The 14,378-nt window shown below is 71.8% G+C and carries 15 protein-coding genes; 8 read left to right on the plus strand and 7 right to left on the minus strand.

What is annotated here, in order from left to right; all coding sequences use genetic code 11:
- Positions 1-143: 143 nt before the first annotated feature.
- The 4 genes from OG625_RS12540 to OG625_RS12555 all read left to right on the plus strand — a co-directional run bounded on the left by OG625_RS12540 (position 144) and on the right by OG625_RS12555 (position 3,403).
- Complete coding sequence (locus tag OG625_RS12540; protein ID WP_329379346.1) at positions 144-1,349, plus strand: NAD(P)-dependent malic enzyme; 1,206 nt, start codon at positions 144-146, stop codon at positions 1,347-1,349.
- A 294-nt stretch (positions 1,350-1,643) separates the two neighbouring features.
- A complete protein-coding gene (locus tag OG625_RS12545; protein WP_329379348.1) occupies positions 1,644-2,606 on the plus strand; it encodes a zinc-binding dehydrogenase in 963 nt (320 codons plus the stop codon).
- 63 nt (positions 2,607-2,669) lie between these two features.
- Positions 2,670-2,879 carry a helix-turn-helix domain-containing protein gene (locus tag OG625_RS12550; protein ID WP_042818984.1) on the plus strand — a complete coding sequence of 70 codons (210 nt, stop codon included), beginning with the start codon at positions 2,670-2,672 and terminating at the stop codon, positions 2,877-2,879.
- Positions 2,879-3,403 (plus strand): Clp protease N-terminal domain-containing protein, encoded by a 525-nt coding sequence (locus tag OG625_RS12555; protein ID WP_329379353.1) that lies wholly within the window; start codon positions 2,879-2,881, stop codon positions 3,401-3,403. The genes OG625_RS12550 and OG625_RS12555 overlap by 1 nt, the downstream gene beginning before the upstream one ends.
- 264 nt (positions 3,404-3,667) lie before the next feature.
- Here the strand turns inward: OG625_RS12555 and OG625_RS12560 are convergent, their stop codons facing one another.
- Both OG625_RS12560 and OG625_RS12565 read right to left on the minus strand, forming a co-directional pair.
- Positions 3,668-4,573 carry a PadR family transcriptional regulator gene (locus OG625_RS12560; RefSeq protein WP_329379355.1) on the minus strand — a complete coding sequence of 302 codons (906 nt, stop codon included), beginning with the start codon at positions 4,571-4,573 and terminating at the stop codon, positions 3,668-3,670.
- A 1-nt stretch (position 4,574) separates the two neighbouring features.
- Positions 4,575-5,516 carry a DUF4097 family beta strand repeat-containing protein gene (locus OG625_RS12565; protein WP_329379357.1) on the minus strand — a complete coding sequence of 314 codons (942 nt, stop codon included), beginning with the start codon at positions 5,514-5,516 and terminating at the stop codon, positions 4,575-4,577.
- 120 nt (positions 5,517-5,636) lie between these two features.
- On the opposite strand from OG625_RS12565, the gene OG625_RS12570 reads away from it, so the two are divergent.
- The gene (locus OG625_RS12570) at positions 5,637-6,194 is read left to right on the plus strand and encodes a hypothetical protein (protein ID WP_329379359.1); all 558 of its coding nucleotides are present in this window, start codon (positions 5,637-5,639) and stop codon (positions 6,192-6,194) included.
- A 73-nt stretch (positions 6,195-6,267) separates the two neighbouring features.
- On the opposite strand, the gene OG625_RS12575 is transcribed toward OG625_RS12570, so the two are convergent.
- Complete coding sequence (locus tag OG625_RS12575) at positions 6,268-7,200, minus strand: LysR family transcriptional regulator (RefSeq protein ID WP_329379361.1); 933 nt, start codon at positions 7,198-7,200, stop codon at positions 6,268-6,270.
- Between the two features lie 212 nt (positions 7,201-7,412).
- On the opposite strand from OG625_RS12575, the gene snpA reads away from it, so the two are divergent.
- Positions 7,413-8,069 (plus strand): snapalysin, encoded by a 657-nt coding sequence (snpA, locus tag OG625_RS12580; protein WP_329379363.1) that lies wholly within the window; start codon positions 7,413-7,415, stop codon positions 8,067-8,069.
- A gap of 294 nt (positions 8,070-8,363) precedes the next feature.
- On the opposite strand, the gene OG625_RS12585 is transcribed toward snpA, so the two are convergent.
- The 4 genes from OG625_RS12585 to OG625_RS12600 all read right to left on the minus strand — a co-directional run bounded on the left by OG625_RS12585 (position 8,364) and on the right by OG625_RS12600 (position 12,248).
- Positions 8,364-8,948: a dihydrofolate reductase family protein gene (locus OG625_RS12585; protein ID WP_329379365.1), complete on the minus strand. Its 585-nt coding sequence runs from the start codon at positions 8,946-8,948 to the stop codon at positions 8,364-8,366.
- 98 nt (positions 8,949-9,046) lie between these two features.
- Positions 9,047-9,640 (minus strand): GNAT family N-acetyltransferase, encoded by a 594-nt coding sequence (locus OG625_RS12590; protein WP_329379367.1) that lies wholly within the window; start codon positions 9,638-9,640, stop codon positions 9,047-9,049.
- 128 nt (positions 9,641-9,768) lie between these two features.
- Positions 9,769-10,845 carry a family 2 encapsulin nanocompartment cargo protein polyprenyl transferase gene (locus OG625_RS12595; RefSeq protein WP_443067884.1) on the minus strand — a complete coding sequence of 359 codons (1,077 nt, stop codon included), beginning with the start codon at positions 10,843-10,845 and terminating at the stop codon, positions 9,769-9,771.
- On the minus strand, positions 10,842-12,248 hold the full coding sequence (locus tag OG625_RS12600; RefSeq protein WP_329379370.1) for a family 2B encapsulin nanocompartment shell protein: 1,407 nt from the start codon (positions 12,246-12,248) through the stop codon (positions 10,842-10,844). The genes OG625_RS12595 and OG625_RS12600 overlap by 4 nt, the downstream gene beginning before the upstream one ends.
- Positions 12,249-12,464: 216 nt before the next feature.
- On the opposite strand from OG625_RS12600, the gene OG625_RS12605 reads away from it, so the two are divergent.
- Together OG625_RS12605 and OG625_RS12610 are read left to right on the plus strand one after the other, a co-directional pair.
- Positions 12,465-12,920, plus strand: coding sequence for an RrF2 family transcriptional regulator (locus OG625_RS12605; protein WP_329379371.1), 456 nt, complete (start codon positions 12,465-12,467; stop codon positions 12,918-12,920).
- Positions 12,921-13,094: 174 nt separating this feature from the next.
- Positions 13,095-14,291, plus strand: a complete 1,197-nt coding sequence (locus OG625_RS12610) for a globin domain-containing protein (RefSeq protein ID WP_329379373.1) — start codon at positions 13,095-13,097, stop codon at positions 14,289-14,291.
- Positions 14,292-14,378 lie beyond the last annotated feature (87 nt).

Below are 14,378 nucleotides of genomic sequence, written 5' to 3' on the forward strand. Positions count from 1 at the left end.
CGTGCGGCGCGCCCGCGCGTACGAACCTCCCCTCCGCGGAGACGGTCCAACCGTCGAAGCGGAGTACGTACTCGGTGCCCGCCCACCCCTTAACCAGGAGTGGCCACCCTCAACGATTCAAAGGACTTAAGGGGTCACACAAAGTGGCAGCGGAGATCGTCAACCCTCGCAGTGACAGCAGCGCGACGGACAACAACCCCGACGCGGTGTTCGCGCTGCACCGGGGCGGCAAGATGGCCATCCAGGCCACCGTGCCGGTCAACAACAAGGACGACCTGTCCCTGGCGTACACGCCGGGCGTGGCGAAGGTGTGCAGCGCCATCGCCGAGCAGCCCGAGCTCGTGAACGAGTACACCTGGAAGTCCAACGTGGTGGCCGTCGTCACCGACGGCACGGCCGTGCTCGGACTCGGTGACATCGGTCCCGAGGCCTCCCTCCCCGTGATGGAGGGCAAGGCCATCCTCTTCAAGCAGTTCGGTGGTGTGGACGCGGTTCCGATCGCGCTCGCCACCAAGGACACGGACGAGATCATCGAGACGGTCATCCGTCTCGCCCCGTCCTTCGGCGGTGTGAACCTGGAGGACATCTCCGCTCCCCGCTGCTTCGAGATCGAGCGCCGCCTCCAGGAGGCCCTCGACATCCCGATCTTCCACGACGACCAGCACGGCACGGCCATCGTGACGCTGGCCGCCATGCGCAACGCCGCGAAGCTCACCGGGCGCACGCTCGGCGACCTGCGCGCCGTGATCTCGGGCGCCGGCGCCGCGGGCATCGCCATCGCCAAGATCCTCGTGGACGCGGGCATCGGCGACGTCTGCGTCACCGACCGCAAGGGCGTCGTCTCGGCGGACCGTACCGACCTGACGGACGTCAAGGCGGAGATCGCGGGCCTGACCAACAAGACCGGCCAGACCGGTTCGCTGGAGAAGGCCCTGGCCGGCGCGGACGTCTTCATCGGCGTCTCCGGCGGCACGGTTCCGGAGGAGGCGGTGGCCTCGATGGCGAAGGACGCGTTCGTCTTCGCCATGGCCAACCCGAACCCGGAGGTCCACCCGGACGTCGCGCACAAGTACGCGGCGGTCGTGGCCACGGGCCGCTCGGACTTCCCGAACCAGATCAACAACGTGCTGGCGTTCCCGGGCATCTTCCAGGGCGCGCTGAAGGTCCGCGCGACCCGGATCACCGAGGGCATGAAGATCGCCGCCGCCGACGCCATCGCCGGTGTCGTGGGTGACGAGCTCGCCGCCGACTACGTGATCCCGTCGCCGTTCGACGCGCGCGTCGCCGAGGCCGTGGCGTCCGCCGTGGCCGCTGCGGCGAAGGCCGACGGCGTGGCCCGCCTGGCCTGACGGCTGCGCTGGGCCGTAACGCTCGGCTGAGCTGTACGGAGGAAGGCCCGGCCGGATCCCCTGGATCCGGCCGGGCCTTTTCGCGTCCGCGGGCCGATCCAGCCCCGCCGGCGTTTGAGGGGTGGGGGTCCCGCCCGGACGGAGTCTGGTGGGGGCACCTCCCAGCGGTAGCCGGGGGAGAGGGTCCGGGGCGGAGCCCCAGGGCCCCCGAGGGCCCGCACCGCGTACGTGGCCCTGGTCGCACCGACCCAGCCAGGGCTGGAAACCCGGCCTACCCAGCGGTAGCGTCGCGGCATGTTCGCTGCCTATGCCGCCCGAATCGACCGTGACCAGCCGCTGAACGGCCTTGAGCTGGGCGAACGCCCCGCGCCCGAGGACCGGCCCGGCTGGGTGACCGTGAACGTCAAGGCCGCCTCCCTCAACCACCACGACCTGTGGTCGCTGCGCGGGGTCGGTCTCGGCGAGGAGAAGCTCCCGATGATCCTCGGCTGCGACGCCGCCGGGATCGACCAGGACGGCAACGAGGTCGTCCTGCACTCCGTGATCGGCCAGAGCGGCCACGGGGTCGGCCCGGACGAGCCCCGCTCGATCCTGACCGAGCGCTACCAGGGCACCTTCGCCGAGCAGGTGTCCGTCCCCGCCTGGAACGTCCTGCGCAAGCCGGCCGAGCTGTCCTTCGAGGAGGCCGCCTGCCTTCCCACGGCGTGGCTGACCGCCTACCGCATGCTCTTCACCAACGCGGGCGTCCGTCCCGGCGATTCGGTACTGGTCCAGGGCGCGGGCGGCGGGGTCGCGACCGCCGCCATCGCGCTCGGCAAGGCGGCGGGCCTGCGGGTCTACGCCACCAGCCGGGACGAGGCCAAGCGCAAGCGGGCCGTGGAACTGGGCGCGGTGGACGCCTTCGAACCGGGCGCGCGGCTGCCGCAGCGGGTGGACGCGGTCATCGAGACGGTGGGCGCGGCCACGTGGTCCCACTCGGTGAAGTCCCTGCGCCCCGGCGGCACCCTGGTCATCTCCGGCGCCACGAGCGGGGACCGCCCGGCGCACGCCGAGCTGACCCGGATCTTCTTCCTGGAACTGAAGGTGGTCGGCTCGACGATGGGCTCGAAGGACGAGCTGGAGGACCTGCTGTCGTTCTGCGCGACGACGGGCCTGCGGCCGGTCATCGACGAGGTCCTGCCGCTGGACCGGGCGCGGGAGGGCTTCGAGAAGCTCGAGTCGGGCGACCTCTTCGGCAAGATCGTCCTGACCCCCTGATCAACCAACCTTCATGTCAATACAGGTTGACACCCCCTCCCGCGTCAACCTACATTGACATACATGACGGAAGCTACCGATCTCGCCGAACGGGCCGGTGACCGTGACCCGCGCGTGGGCCTGCGTGCCGTGGCCGCCCTCCGCAGGCTGCTGGAGCAGCTGGAGGCCGTACAGGTACGCAGTGCCCGCGCGCAGGGCTGGTCCTGGCAGGAGATCGCGGCCGAGCTGGGCGTGAGCCGGCAGGCCGTGCACAAGAAGCACGGGAGGCTTTGATGTTCGAGCGATTCACAACCGATGCCCGCAGCACCGTGAAGGGCGCCGTGACGCAGGCCCACGAGGCGGGCGCCGCCACGGTCACCGAGGAGCACCTGCTCCTGTCTCTCCTGGCCCTGGGCGCCCTGGACCTCCTGGGCGTCGACCGGGCCTCGCTCACCGCCGACCTCGCGAAGGCCCGCCGCCGGGGCGGCATGTCCCGGGCGGACGAGGAGGCACTGGCCGGTCTCGGCATCGACCTGGGCGAGATCGTCGCCCGCATCGAGGAAACCCACGGCGAGGGCGCCCTGTCCACCGCCGCGCCATCCCGGCGCAGGCGCTCCGGCACGGGCCACATCCCCTTCACCGCGGGGGCGAAGAAGGTGCTGGAACGCTCCCTCCGCATCGCCCTGGCCCGCAAGGACCGCCACATCGGCCCCCTGCACCTCCTGCTGGCCCTCCTCTCCTGCCCCGGCACCCTGTCCGAAGTCCTGACGGACCACGGCGTCACGTACACGACGGCAGAAACATCCCTGGCGGCCTGACGAGCCGGCCTCACGGCCTCACGGCTTCACGGCTTCACGGCCTGACGGCTTCACGGCTTCACGGCCTGACGGCTTCACGGCTTCACGGCCTGACGGCTTCACGGCTTCACGGCCTGACGGCCTGACGGCCTGACGGCCTGACGGCCTGACGATCACCCTGCCTCGCCTGCCGGCCCCGCCCGGGGCAAATCCAGCCCCGCCGGCGTTTGAGGCGCGGGGTCCGGGGCGGAGCCCCGGCGGCGGCGCCGCAGCCGACCGGAGGACCTACGCACCACCCCGGAGCGTCGACTTCAGGCGGGCAACGGCGGCCGCCAGCTCCGCCCGCGCCTCGGCCACCTGGCCCGACGTCACCCCGTGGTCCCGCGCCGCGTCCCGCACATCGTCGCGGAAGCGGTCCAGCAGCCGGTCCAGGTCACGCGCGGCGTCCCCGGACGGCACCAGATCCTCGGCCCAGTCCACCCCCGCGGCCGCCGCACCAGCAGCCGCATCACCCGAGTCGGCCGCGGTCGGCGCACTCGACACGGAGCCGCCCAGCCACGCTCCGGCCAGGTTCCCCAGCACTCCGCCCGACTTGGCGAACTGCTCCTGCAGCTGCCCCACGACGCGCTGGACCTCCTCACGGGCCCGCTCCTGCGCCTCCTTGGCCTGGCGGCGGGCCTGCTGCGCCTCCTCCCGCGCGCGGCGGCTCTCGTCCTTCGCCCGCCGAGCCTGCTCCTTCCACTCCTGCCGCGCCTTGCTCATCTCCTCCTTGACCGTCTGCCACGACTCGCCGTCGACGCGCGTCTCGGAGGCCGAGGCCGCCGCCCGCATCTCGCGCCGCAGGTCACCCGCCGCGCCCCGGACGTCGTCGCGGATCTCGGCGGCCAGTTCGGTCACGGAGTCGCGGATCTCCAGCTCCAGGTCGGCGAGTTCGCCGCTGCGGTCGGCCAGTTCGGCGCGGCCCGCCTCGGTGATGGAGTACACCTTGCGCCCGCCCTCGGTGGCGTACGTGACCAGGCCCTCGGTCTCCAGCTTGGCCAGGCGCGGGTAGACCGTGCCCGCGGAGGGCGCGTAGAGGCCCTGGAAGCGCTCCTCCAGCAGGCGGATCACCTCGTACCCGTGGCGCGGGGCCTCGTCCAGGAGCTTGAGGAGGTAGAGGCGGAGGCGGCCGTGGGCGAAGACGGGCGGCATGTCAGAGCACCTTCTTGTCGAGCGCGAGGGGGGTTTCCGTGGTGTCGGCGGCCGGGCGGCGCAGCAGTGCGATCCCGCCCGACACGGTGGTGGCCCGCAGGGTGCCGGTCCCGGAGCCGAGCGTGCCGGTGATCCGCTTGGCGCCGAACTGGCCCGAGACCCGCAGGTCCTCGAAGGCGTTGGAGACCCCGCCGGTGGCGGTGTTGGCCTCGACCCGCGCGTCGGCGGGGTGCGGGAGCCGGATCGCGACCTGGCCGGAGACGGAGTTGAGAGTGATGTCCACGGGCGGCCGGGAGCCGGCCGCATCGTGGCCCGCATCCAGGTCCAGGTCCAGGTCGATGAGCATGTCGCCGCTGACCGAGTCGGCCCGTACCTTCACGGCCGCTCCGTCGACCACCGTCAGGCCGCCGGAGACCGAGTGGAACCCGAGGTCGCCGGTGACGGACTGGACCTCGACGCTGCCGGAGACGGTGTGCGCCTTGACCCGGCCGGAGAGGCCGACCAGGGTGGCGCCGCCGGAGACCCCGTTGACGTCGGTGCCGCCGGAGATCCCCGAGACGAAGGTGGTGGCGCCGACCACGGCGACCTGCACCTTCGTGCCCGCGGGGACGGTGAGGGTGACGGCGGCGCTGCGCTCCCAGGCCTTGCGGCCGAGGGCGGAGCTGCCGGACCAGGCCTTCCAGGGCTTGGAGTCGAACCACTCCTTGAAGCCCTGGGATCCGTTCCAGGGCAGGTCCTCGTAGGAGACGGTGAGGACGCCGCCCTCCTGCACCACGTAGAGCGGCGGCCCGTCGACCTCGGCGACCTCCAGCCGGGCCGGGCCCTCGTCGGCGGCGACGACGTTGACCGTGCCGCCCACGAGACGGACGCGGAGCTCGGTCACCGGCTCCTCGAAGGTGAGCTTCTGCGGTTCGGCGGCCGACCACGTCTTCTGCTCTGCCATGGTGCTGATCCTTTCTCGGTGCGTGCACGGACCGGGCTCGACGCTCATCGTTCGCAACATATCGCGTCTTCTGGACAACACGATATATCGCGGTTGGGTGAAGTCAAGCGTGTCGACAAAATGCCCATTTTCAGATGGTTTGCCTTAGCGTGTGGGCGCCTGCTGCTCGCCCCGGCCGGCGAGTGGAGCGCGCTCGTCCCCGAGGGCGAGCCGTGGCTCGACGGGGAGGAGTCGGCGGCCGAAGTCCTCGCGGGCTGGGGCGCGGCGGTCGCCATCGGCGTCAACTGGCCGGTGCTGAGCCTGTGGTGGGAGGAGGGCCGGACGGGATTCGCCCTGTCGAGCGGGTTCCGGCGGGCCGCGGCGTACGAGTGGGACGCGGCCGGCCGCCCGGTCGGCGAGCCGGACGCCATGCGGGTGCTGTCGGCGCGGCCGGGGCTGGATCCCGTACTGGACCTGGAGCAACCGGAGCGGCTCGCCCGCCCCGACGAGGCCACCGACGGCCCCGCCCCGGCCCCCGCGCCTCAAACGCCGGCGCGGCTGGAATTGCCCTCCGGGCAATCCAGCCCGCCAGGCTGCGCACATTTGTCAGCCGACACCGGCCGAAATCCAGCCCCTCCGTCGCTTGAGGAGTGGGGGTTCCCCCGGACGGAGTCTGGTGGGGGCACCTCCCAGCGGTAGCTGAGGGAGAGGTCTGGGGCGGAGCCCCAGGGGGCCGCGCAGCGGCACTTTCGGCGGCGCCACCCCGTGGGGGTCACGCGGCCAGCAGTGGGCTCCCCCGGTCCCGCAGCCAGGCACGGTACGGCGGCGTCCGCAGCGCGGCTTCGCGGTAGGCCGCGCGGAGGTCCGCGTACACCTCCGCGTGCGCCCCCGGCCGCGTCGCCAGCAGGAGCCGCACCGCGAGGGGGTCCCCCGAGAGCGGGCGTATCGCCATGTCGTCCCGCGGCCCGGACGTCGGCTGGCAGGGCGCCACCGCCTCGCCGGAGACGATCAGCGAGGTCGCCGTGTGGTAGTCCGCGTGCAGCACCGGCGGATCGAGTCCGGCCCCCGCGAACACCCGCCGCAGGCCGTCCCATTCGCCGTCCACCGAGGGGTCCACCGTCCACCGGTCCCCGGCCAGGTCCCGTAGCTCCACCACCGGCGACCGCGCGGCCGGGTGGTCCCGGGACATCGACACGAACTGCGGCTCCCGCTCCATCAGCACCCGCAGCTGCAGTCCCACCGGCACCGTCAGCGGGCTGCCCTCCACCTCGTGCACGAACGCCACGTCCAGCTGCCCCGAAGCCACCATGCGCAGCAGCGCGTTGGCGGAGACGTCCACCAGCAGCGAGGTCTCGGTGTCCGGCAGCCGCCGGTGCAGCCGGCGCAGCCACCCCGGCAGGGCGCGGCTGGCGGTGGAGCCGATGCGCAGGTGGGGCCCGCGGGCCTGGGCCCGTGCCTCCGCGACGAGCGCGGCCATCTCGGCGAGCAGCGGCCGGGCCCGGCCGAGGACCGTGCGACCGAAGGGGGTGGGCCGGCAGCCGGTGCGCTCGCGGAGGAACAGCTCGCCCTCCAGGGCCCGTTCGATGCGGCGCAGCTGAGTCGTCAGGGCGGGCTGGCTCACGCCGAGTTGCCGGGCGGCCTTGTGCAGGCTGCCGGCGTCGGCGATGGCGCAGAGCGCCCGCAGGTGCCTGACCTCAAGCTCCATGCCCCTGAGAGTAGGCCGGGCCGGGTGAACCGCACCAGCCACCAACAGGCCGCCGAATCCCGCCATTCTCAAGGGTGTTGACCCGCCGAAACCTCACCGATAACCCGCGGTTATCGGCGACTGACATCATCCGCCGCCCGCTTCCGCTCCCGCAGACTCCGGTACCGAACGACCCACCCCCCACCGCACCGGACGAGTAGGAGCTCCCCCACATGCGCCACTCCCGCAAGGCCGCGCTGGCCGGCACGATCGGCCTCGGCCTCGCCGCCGCCCTGGGCACGATCGCCCCCACGGCCAGCGCCGCGCCCTCCCCCGGAAACGCCGCCACGTACGACGCCTACGAGCGCTCGCAGGAGAACGAGGCCGCCAACCGCGCCTTCTTCGACGCCGTTCGGCGCTCGGTCGCCGAGCAGCGCGCCGCGAACCCCGGCGTGCTGGCCGTCACGGTCACGTACAACACCCGCAACGCGCCGAGCTTCCGTACCCAGATCGCCCGTTCCACGCAGATATGGAACAGCTCGGTGTCCAACGTCAAGCTGCAGGAGGTGTCCTCCGGCGGGAACTTCTCGTACCGCGAGGGCAATGACTCGCGCGGCTCGTACGCGAGCACGGACGGGCACGGCCGGGGCTACATCTTCCTGGACTACCGGCAGAACCAGATCTACAACTCCACCCGGGTGACCTCGCACGAGACCGGCCACGTGCTGGGCCTGCCGGACCACTACTCGGGCCCGTGCAGCGAGCTGATGTCGGGCGGCGGCCCGGGCACCTCGTGCCAGAACGCCACCCCGAACAGCACCGAGCGGGCGCGCGTGAACCAGCTCTGGGCCAACGGCCTCGTCGCCTCCGGGGCGGGGGCGAAGGGCTAGGCCCTAACCCCCTCCGGGGCCACGTACTCCGGGCACTCCGGGTTACGGCAGGGCCCGGGTACCCATTCCGGAACGAAGACACCCAGGGACTTTCGCCGTCTGAGCACCGTCTCGACGGGGCTCCCGCACGCCGGGCAGGCCTGCTGCTCGTGCCCGGCGTGCGGGGCGATCGTCTCGTGCGGGCGCTGCTGCTGTTCACCGGCCATACCTACACGGTAGGCCGGTTTCGCCCGTTTCGCGGGAATCCACCGGGCCGCCGGGCCGCCGGGTCGACGGACCGGCAGGCCGGCGGGATCAGCGCTTGACGGCGTACGAGGTGATGACCTGGCCGCCGCCGAGGGCGGTGCAGCCGGTCAGCTCCAGCGGGCGCACGCCGAACCCGACGCGGGACATCGGCATGCCGGTCCCCACGAAGACCGGGTACGTCTTGACGATGTACTCGTCGATCTCGTCGGCCAGCTGGGCCGCGAGGTCGGCTCCACCGCACAGCCAGATGTCGAGGCCGTCCTGCGCCTTGAGCTCGCGGACCTTGGCGGCGACGTCACCGCTGATCAGCCGCACCTGCGGGTCCGGCGATTCCACGAGGGAGCGCGAGACGACGTACTGCTCGCGCATGTGGCCGTAGGGGCTGGTCATGCCGGCCTTGAGGCCCGGCTCGTAGGTGGCCCGCCCCATCAGCACCGCGTCGAAGCGCTTGGGCGCGACGTCCTCGATCCCGAGCTGCGCGCGCCCCTGGGCGGCGATGGTCTCGGGGTACTCGGCCTTCAGGTGGTCGATGAATTCGGGGTCGAGGAAGGCGTAGATGAAGTCGGAGTCGCCGTCCGGGGCTCCGATGAAGCCGTCGATCGTGGTGGCGATGAAGTAGGTGAGCTTGCGCAAGCGATTCTCTTCCGTTCGACAGTGCCTCCACACCGGGGCACGTCGAGTAAAGTACTTCAGGTGTAGTGGTTACGCAAGCCCCCCATTCATCCGCGCGCCTACGACCGCGGCTTGCGCCACATCGGCCACATCAGCGGCCCGTCCGGCAGCTGCACGGCCTCACCCGTGAACTCCCAGCCCAGCCGCTCGTAGAGCCCCATGCTGCGCTCACTGCTCGCCTCCAGGTACGCCGCCACGCCCTCGCGGTCGCAGCGTTCCAGCACCGGCCGGATCAGGGCCGCGCCCAGCCCCTCGCCCTGCCGGGCGGGGTCTACGGCGATCATCAGCAGGTACTCGTGCTCCTCGGCCGTGGGATGCACCGCGCCCGTCAGCCGGCCGACCAGCTCGCACCGCTCGTTGTCCGGGTCGGCCACGGCCCGCATCTTCGCCGGGATCTCGTCCTCGCCCTCCGGCTCCCCGGCCGGGATCCGCAGCCACAGCGCGGCCGCCGAGCCGTCCACCGCGTAGTCGATCCGGCCCTCGGCGAGCGCCACGTCCACGAAGACCCCGAGGAACCTGCCGTGCACGGCGGCCCGGTGCTCGGGATCCGGGAAGACCCAGCTGCTCACCGGGTCGTTGTGGAAGGTCCTGTCGAGGAGCCGCGCCACCGCGTCCCGGTCCGACTGCTCCGCCTGACGTATCTCCAGTACCACTGGTCACACCCTTCGCTCGGATCCCAACGTCCCTGAGGGATCCTAGAGTTGACCCACCCGCGCGAAAAGGCCCGTTCCGGCGGCGTACGGCGCCGGAACGGGCCTTCCCTTCCCGTCCCCCTACGTGCTCACCTCGTGCGGCGCGTCACGAACTCCGCCAGCGCCAGCAGCCCGCCCGCCGCCCCAAGGTCCGGAACGGCCCGGGACAACTGCTGCACCGCCCGGCCCATCCGGTCGGCGGCGTGGGCCTGCGCCCAGTCGCGCCCGCCGGCCCGGTCGACCGCCTCGGCGGCCCTGCGTACGTCGTCCCCGGTCATGGGACCCGCGTACAGCGCGGCCAGCTCCTCCCCCGCCGCGGTGCCCGAGGTGAGGGCGGCCACGACCGGGAGGGACTTCTTGCGGGCGATCAGATCGGCCCCGGCTGGCTTGCCGGTGTGCCCCGGATCCCCCCAGATGCCGATCAGGTCGTCGATCAGCTGGAAGGCCAGCCCGGCCTCCCGGCCGAAGGCGTCCATCGCCTCGACCTCCTCCGGCCCCGCCCCGGCGTACAGAGCGCCCAGTGCGCACGCGCAGCCGAGGAGCGCCCCGGTCTTGGCCGTGGCCATGGTGAGGCACTCGTCGAGCGAGACCTGCGCGCGCTGCTCGAAGGCGCAGTCCGCCTGCTGGCCCGCGCACAGCTCGATGACGCAGGCCGTGAGGCGGGCCGAGGCCTCCGCGGAGGCCGGGTGCGGGTCCTCGGCGAGCAGGCGCAGCGCGAGCGCCATCATGGCGTCGCCCGTGATGATCGCGTCCGGTATCCCGAAGACCGTCCACGCCGTGTCCCGGCCGCGCCGCTGGACGTCCCGGTCGATGACGTCGTCGTGGAGCAGCGTGAAGTTGTGCGCCAGCTCGACGGCGACCGCCGCCGCCCGTACGGCGGCGTCGTCCACCTGCCCGCCCGGGCCCCGCAGGGCCTGGGCGGCGGCCAGGACCAGGGCCGGCCGGATGGCCTTCCCCGTGTTGCCCGCGGCCGGGGTGCCGTCCGCGTGCTCCCAGCCGAAGTGGTACATGGCGACCCGCCGCATGGAACCGGGCAGGCTCTCGACCGTCCGGCGCAGCTGCGGGTTGACCTTTTCCCTCGTCCGCTCCAGCAGGACGGCGGCTTCCTGGCCCTCGCCGGTGGCGAGGGCGGTATCGATGGCGTTCACGGCGTTCCCGGCGCTCAGCGCCAGCGGCCGATCTCGACGTTCTCCAGGACGCCGAGCGCGTCCGGAACCAGTACCGCGGCGGAGAAGTAGGCGGTGACCAGGTACGAGATGATCGCCTGCTCGCTGATCCCCATGAAGCGGACCGACAGGCTCGGCTCGATCTCGTCCGGGATGCCCGGCTGGTGCAGTCCGATCACGCCCTGGTCGTCCTCGCCGGTGCGCATGCAGAGGATGGAGGTGGTGCGGGCGTCGCTGATCGGGATCTTGCTGCTCGGGAAGATCGGCACCCCGCGCCAGGACGGCACGCGGTGGCCGTCGATGTCCACCGATTCCGGGTACAGCCCGCGCTTGTTGCACTCGCGGCCGAAGGCGGCGATCGCCTTGGGGTGGGCGAGGAACAGCTTGGAGCCGCGCCGCATGCTGAGCAGCTGGTCCATGTCGTCGGGGCTGGGCGCGCCGTCGTGGGGCTGGATGCGCTGGTCGTAGTCGGCGTTGTGGAGCAGGCCGAAGTCGCGGTTGTTGAGCATCTCGTGCTCCTGGCGCTCGCGCAGCGCCTCGACCGTGAGCCGCAACTGCTGCTCGGTCTGGTTCATCGGCTGGTTGTAGAGGTCGGCGACGCGCGTGTGGACCCGCAGGACCGTTTGTGCAATGGAGAGTTCGTACTCGCGAGGGTGGGCGTCGTAGTCCACGAAGGTGCCGGGGAGCACGGCCTCGCCGTGGTGGCCGGCGGAGAGGTCGATGGCGGCCTCGCCGTACTTGTTGGTGCGCTGCGCGGGCATTGTGCGTACGCGCTCCACGTGCGCGCGCAGCGAGTCGACGCGGTCGGCGAGGAGCTGGAAGTCCTGGCGGGTCAGGACCAGGGCGGTGCCGGCGGTGGCGGCGCGGGCGGTGTACTCCCAAATCGATTCTGCATCGACGAGGGAGTCCTCGCCGAAGAAGGCGCCGTCGGCGACGGTCTGCAGGACGGCGTCGTCACCGTAGGGACCGGGGCCGACGTGGTCGATGCGGCCGTGGGCGAGGAGGAACACCTGGTCCGCGGGGCTGCCGAAGGAGGTCAGCTCTTGGCCGGGCTCGAAGTCGATCTGGCGGCACCGCTGGGCGAGTTCGGTGAGGACTTCCTGGTCCTCGTAGTCGCGCAGGAGCGGGAGTTCGCCGAGCTCGGCGGGGATGACCTGGACCTGGGTCCCGGTCTTGATGAACTCCACGACGCCGTTGCCGACGGAGTAGCTGAGCCGGCGGTTGACGCGGTAGGTGCCGCCCTGCACCGAGACCCACGGGAGCATCTTCAGGAGCCACCGGGAGGTGATCTCCTGCATCTGCGGTGCGGACTTGGTCGTGGTTGCCAAGTTCCGCGCGGCCGATGTCCCGAGACTGCGCTGCGGTGTCTGGGTCTCGGATTCGGAACCTGCCTGGACCGACATGAATATCCCTTTCGATCACTCCATGGATCTGCGGGATGCAGCCTTTCAGTACGTAGCGTGGTGGGACCATTACACAAAAGTGTGGGACTACTCCGTACGAGTAAGGGGCAGGCTTTGGGGCCCCACTCCCGTCCCACACGCCTCCCGGACCCCTTGGGGCCCACCACTTCCGGCCATTAATTTGCACTGTGGATGCAAGTTTCCTACGGTCGAGACATGCGGCTCACCCGATTCACCGACCTGGCCCTGCGCGTCCTGATGCGCCTGGCCGTCGCGGAGACGGACCTGCCGACCACGCGCGAGGTGGCGGCGACCATGGAGGTCCCCTACACGCACACCGCCAAAGTGGTCGCCAGGCTGCAGCATCTCGGCCTGGTCGAGGCCCGGCGCGGCCGCGGCGGCGGGCTGACCCTGACTCCCGCCGGGCGCGCGGCCTCGGTGGGCGGGGTGGTCCGCGAACTGGAGGGCGCGGGCGATGTCGTGGACTGCGACGGCGCCGTCCCCTGCCCGCTGCGCGCCGCCTGCGTGCTGCGCGGCGCGCTGCGCCGGGCCCAGGAGGCGTTCTTCGCCGCGCTGGACCCGCTGACGGTGAACGACCTGGTGGCAGCCCCGACCGGACCGCTGCTGCTGGGCATTTCGGGAGGGCCTCCGAAGGGGGCCGAAAGGCCCTGACGATCCGGGCCGGATGGCCGATTTCCGCTCACCACCCGTACGCCTAGGCTCATTCTGGCGGGGAGCTCGAACGCAGGTCCGCACCGCGGCGGACCTTTTTTCAGGCTCGAAAATACGCATCTCACATGCCAGTTATCTTGACGCAGAACCACCCCACGCGAGGAGTCAGTCCCGATGCTTTCCGAGAAGTCGACGGCGACCGTACGAGCCACCCTGCCCGCCGTCGGAGCCGCGATCGGCGACATCGCGGACCTCTTCTACACGAAGCTGTTCGCGGCCCACCCGGAGCTGATCCGCGACCTCTTCAACCGGGGCAATCAGAACGCCGGCCTCCAGAAGCAGGCCCTCGCCGGCTCCATCGCGGCCTTCGCGACCCACCTCGTCGAGCACCCCGACACCCGCCCCGACGTGATGCTGAACCGCATCGCCCACAAGCACGCCTCGCTCGGCGTCACCCGCGAGCAGTACGCGGTCGTCCACGAGCACCTGTTCGCGGCCATCGTGGAGATCCTCGGCGAGGCCGTCACCCCCGAGGTCGCCGCCGCCTGGGACGAGGTCTACTGGCTGATGGCGAACGCCCTCATCGCCATCGAGGAGCGCCTCTACGCCGAGCAGCAGGTGCTCGCCGGCGACGTCTGGCGCACGTGGACGGTCACCGGCCGCGTCGAGGAGACGCCGGACTGCACCACCTTCCGGCTCGCACCGGCCGACGGCGCCCCCGCCCCCTCCCACCTGCCCGGCCAGTACGTATCCGTCCAGGTAGAACTCCCGGACGGCGCCCGCCAGATCCGCCAGTACAGCCTCTCCACCTCCCCCGGCTCCCCGGTCCGCGCCATCACCGTCAAGCGGGTCCACGGCCCGGCGGCAGCGGGCCCCGACGGCGAGGTCTCCAACCACCTGCACGCCCGGGTCCGCGTCGGAGACACCCTGCGCGTCTCGGCCCCGTACGGCGACCTGACCCTCCGGGACGCTGCGGCTCCGGTCCTGCTCGCCTCGGCCGGCATTGGCTGCACCCCGATGCTGTCGATGCTGGAGCACCTGGCCGACACCGGGCACACCGCCCCGGTCACCGTGCTGCACGCGGACCGCTCCCCCGCCGACCACCCGCTGCGGGAGGACCACCGGGCCCTGGCCGACAAGCTCGCGGACTCCGCCGCCCACTTCTGGTACGAGGAGTCGGCCGAACTCGGCCACCACACCGGCCACATGGACCTCACGGCCGTCCCCGTCGCCCCCGGCACCACGGCCTACCTCTGCGGCCCGCTGCCCTTCATGCGGGCGGTGCGCGAGCAGCTGATCGCCAAGGGCGTGCCGGCCGCCGACGTCCACTACGAGGTGTTCGGCCCGGACCTGTGGCTGGCCTCCGCCTGACAGTGGCCGGATCACGCCCTAGCCCCGGAAGGGCCGCCTCCACTAAACCGGAACGTAACCACGCGGGCACACACCGTGTCCGTCACG

Origin of the sequence: Streptomyces sp. NBC_01351 (assembly GCF_036237315.1) — a bacterium.
Lineage (GTDB): Bacteria > Actinomycetota > Actinomycetes > Streptomycetales > Streptomycetaceae > Streptomyces.

Coding starts and splice junctions, on each gene's coding strand:
- OG625_RS12545 (WP_329379348.1), top strand. CDS start 1,644: ATGTTCGCTGCCTATGCCGCCCGAATCGACCGTGACCAGCCGCTGAAC.
- OG625_RS12550 (WP_042818984.1), top strand. CDS start 2,670: ATGACGGAAGCTACCGATCTCGCCGAACGGGCCGGTGACCGTGACCCG.
- OG625_RS12555 (WP_329379353.1), top strand. CDS start 2,879: ATGTTCGAGCGATTCACAACCGATGCCCGCAGCACCGTGAAGGGCGCC.
- OG625_RS12560 (WP_329379355.1), bottom strand. CDS start 4,573: ATGCCGCCCGTCTTCGCCCACGGCCGCCTCCGCCTCTACCTCCTCAAG.
- OG625_RS12565 (WP_329379357.1), bottom strand. CDS start 5,516: ATGGCAGAGCAGAAGACGTGGTCGGCCGCCGAACCGCAGAAGCTCACC.
- OG625_RS12570 (WP_329379359.1), top strand. CDS start 5,637: ATGCCCATTTTCAGATGGTTTGCCTTAGCGTGTGGGCGCCTGCTGCTC.
- OG625_RS12575 (WP_329379361.1), bottom strand. CDS start 7,200: ATGGAGCTTGAGGTCAGGCACCTGCGGGCGCTCTGCGCCATCGCCGAC.
- snpA (WP_329379363.1), top strand. CDS start 7,413: ATGCGCCACTCCCGCAAGGCCGCGCTGGCCGGCACGATCGGCCTCGGC.
- OG625_RS12600 (WP_329379370.1), bottom strand. CDS start 12,248: ATGTCGGTCCAGGCAGGTTCCGAATCCGAGACCCAGACACCGCAGCGC.
- OG625_RS12605 (WP_329379371.1), top strand. CDS start 12,465: ATGCGGCTCACCCGATTCACCGACCTGGCCCTGCGCGTCCTGATGCGC.
- OG625_RS12610 (WP_329379373.1), top strand. CDS start 13,095: ATGCTTTCCGAGAAGTCGACGGCGACCGTACGAGCCACCCTGCCCGCC.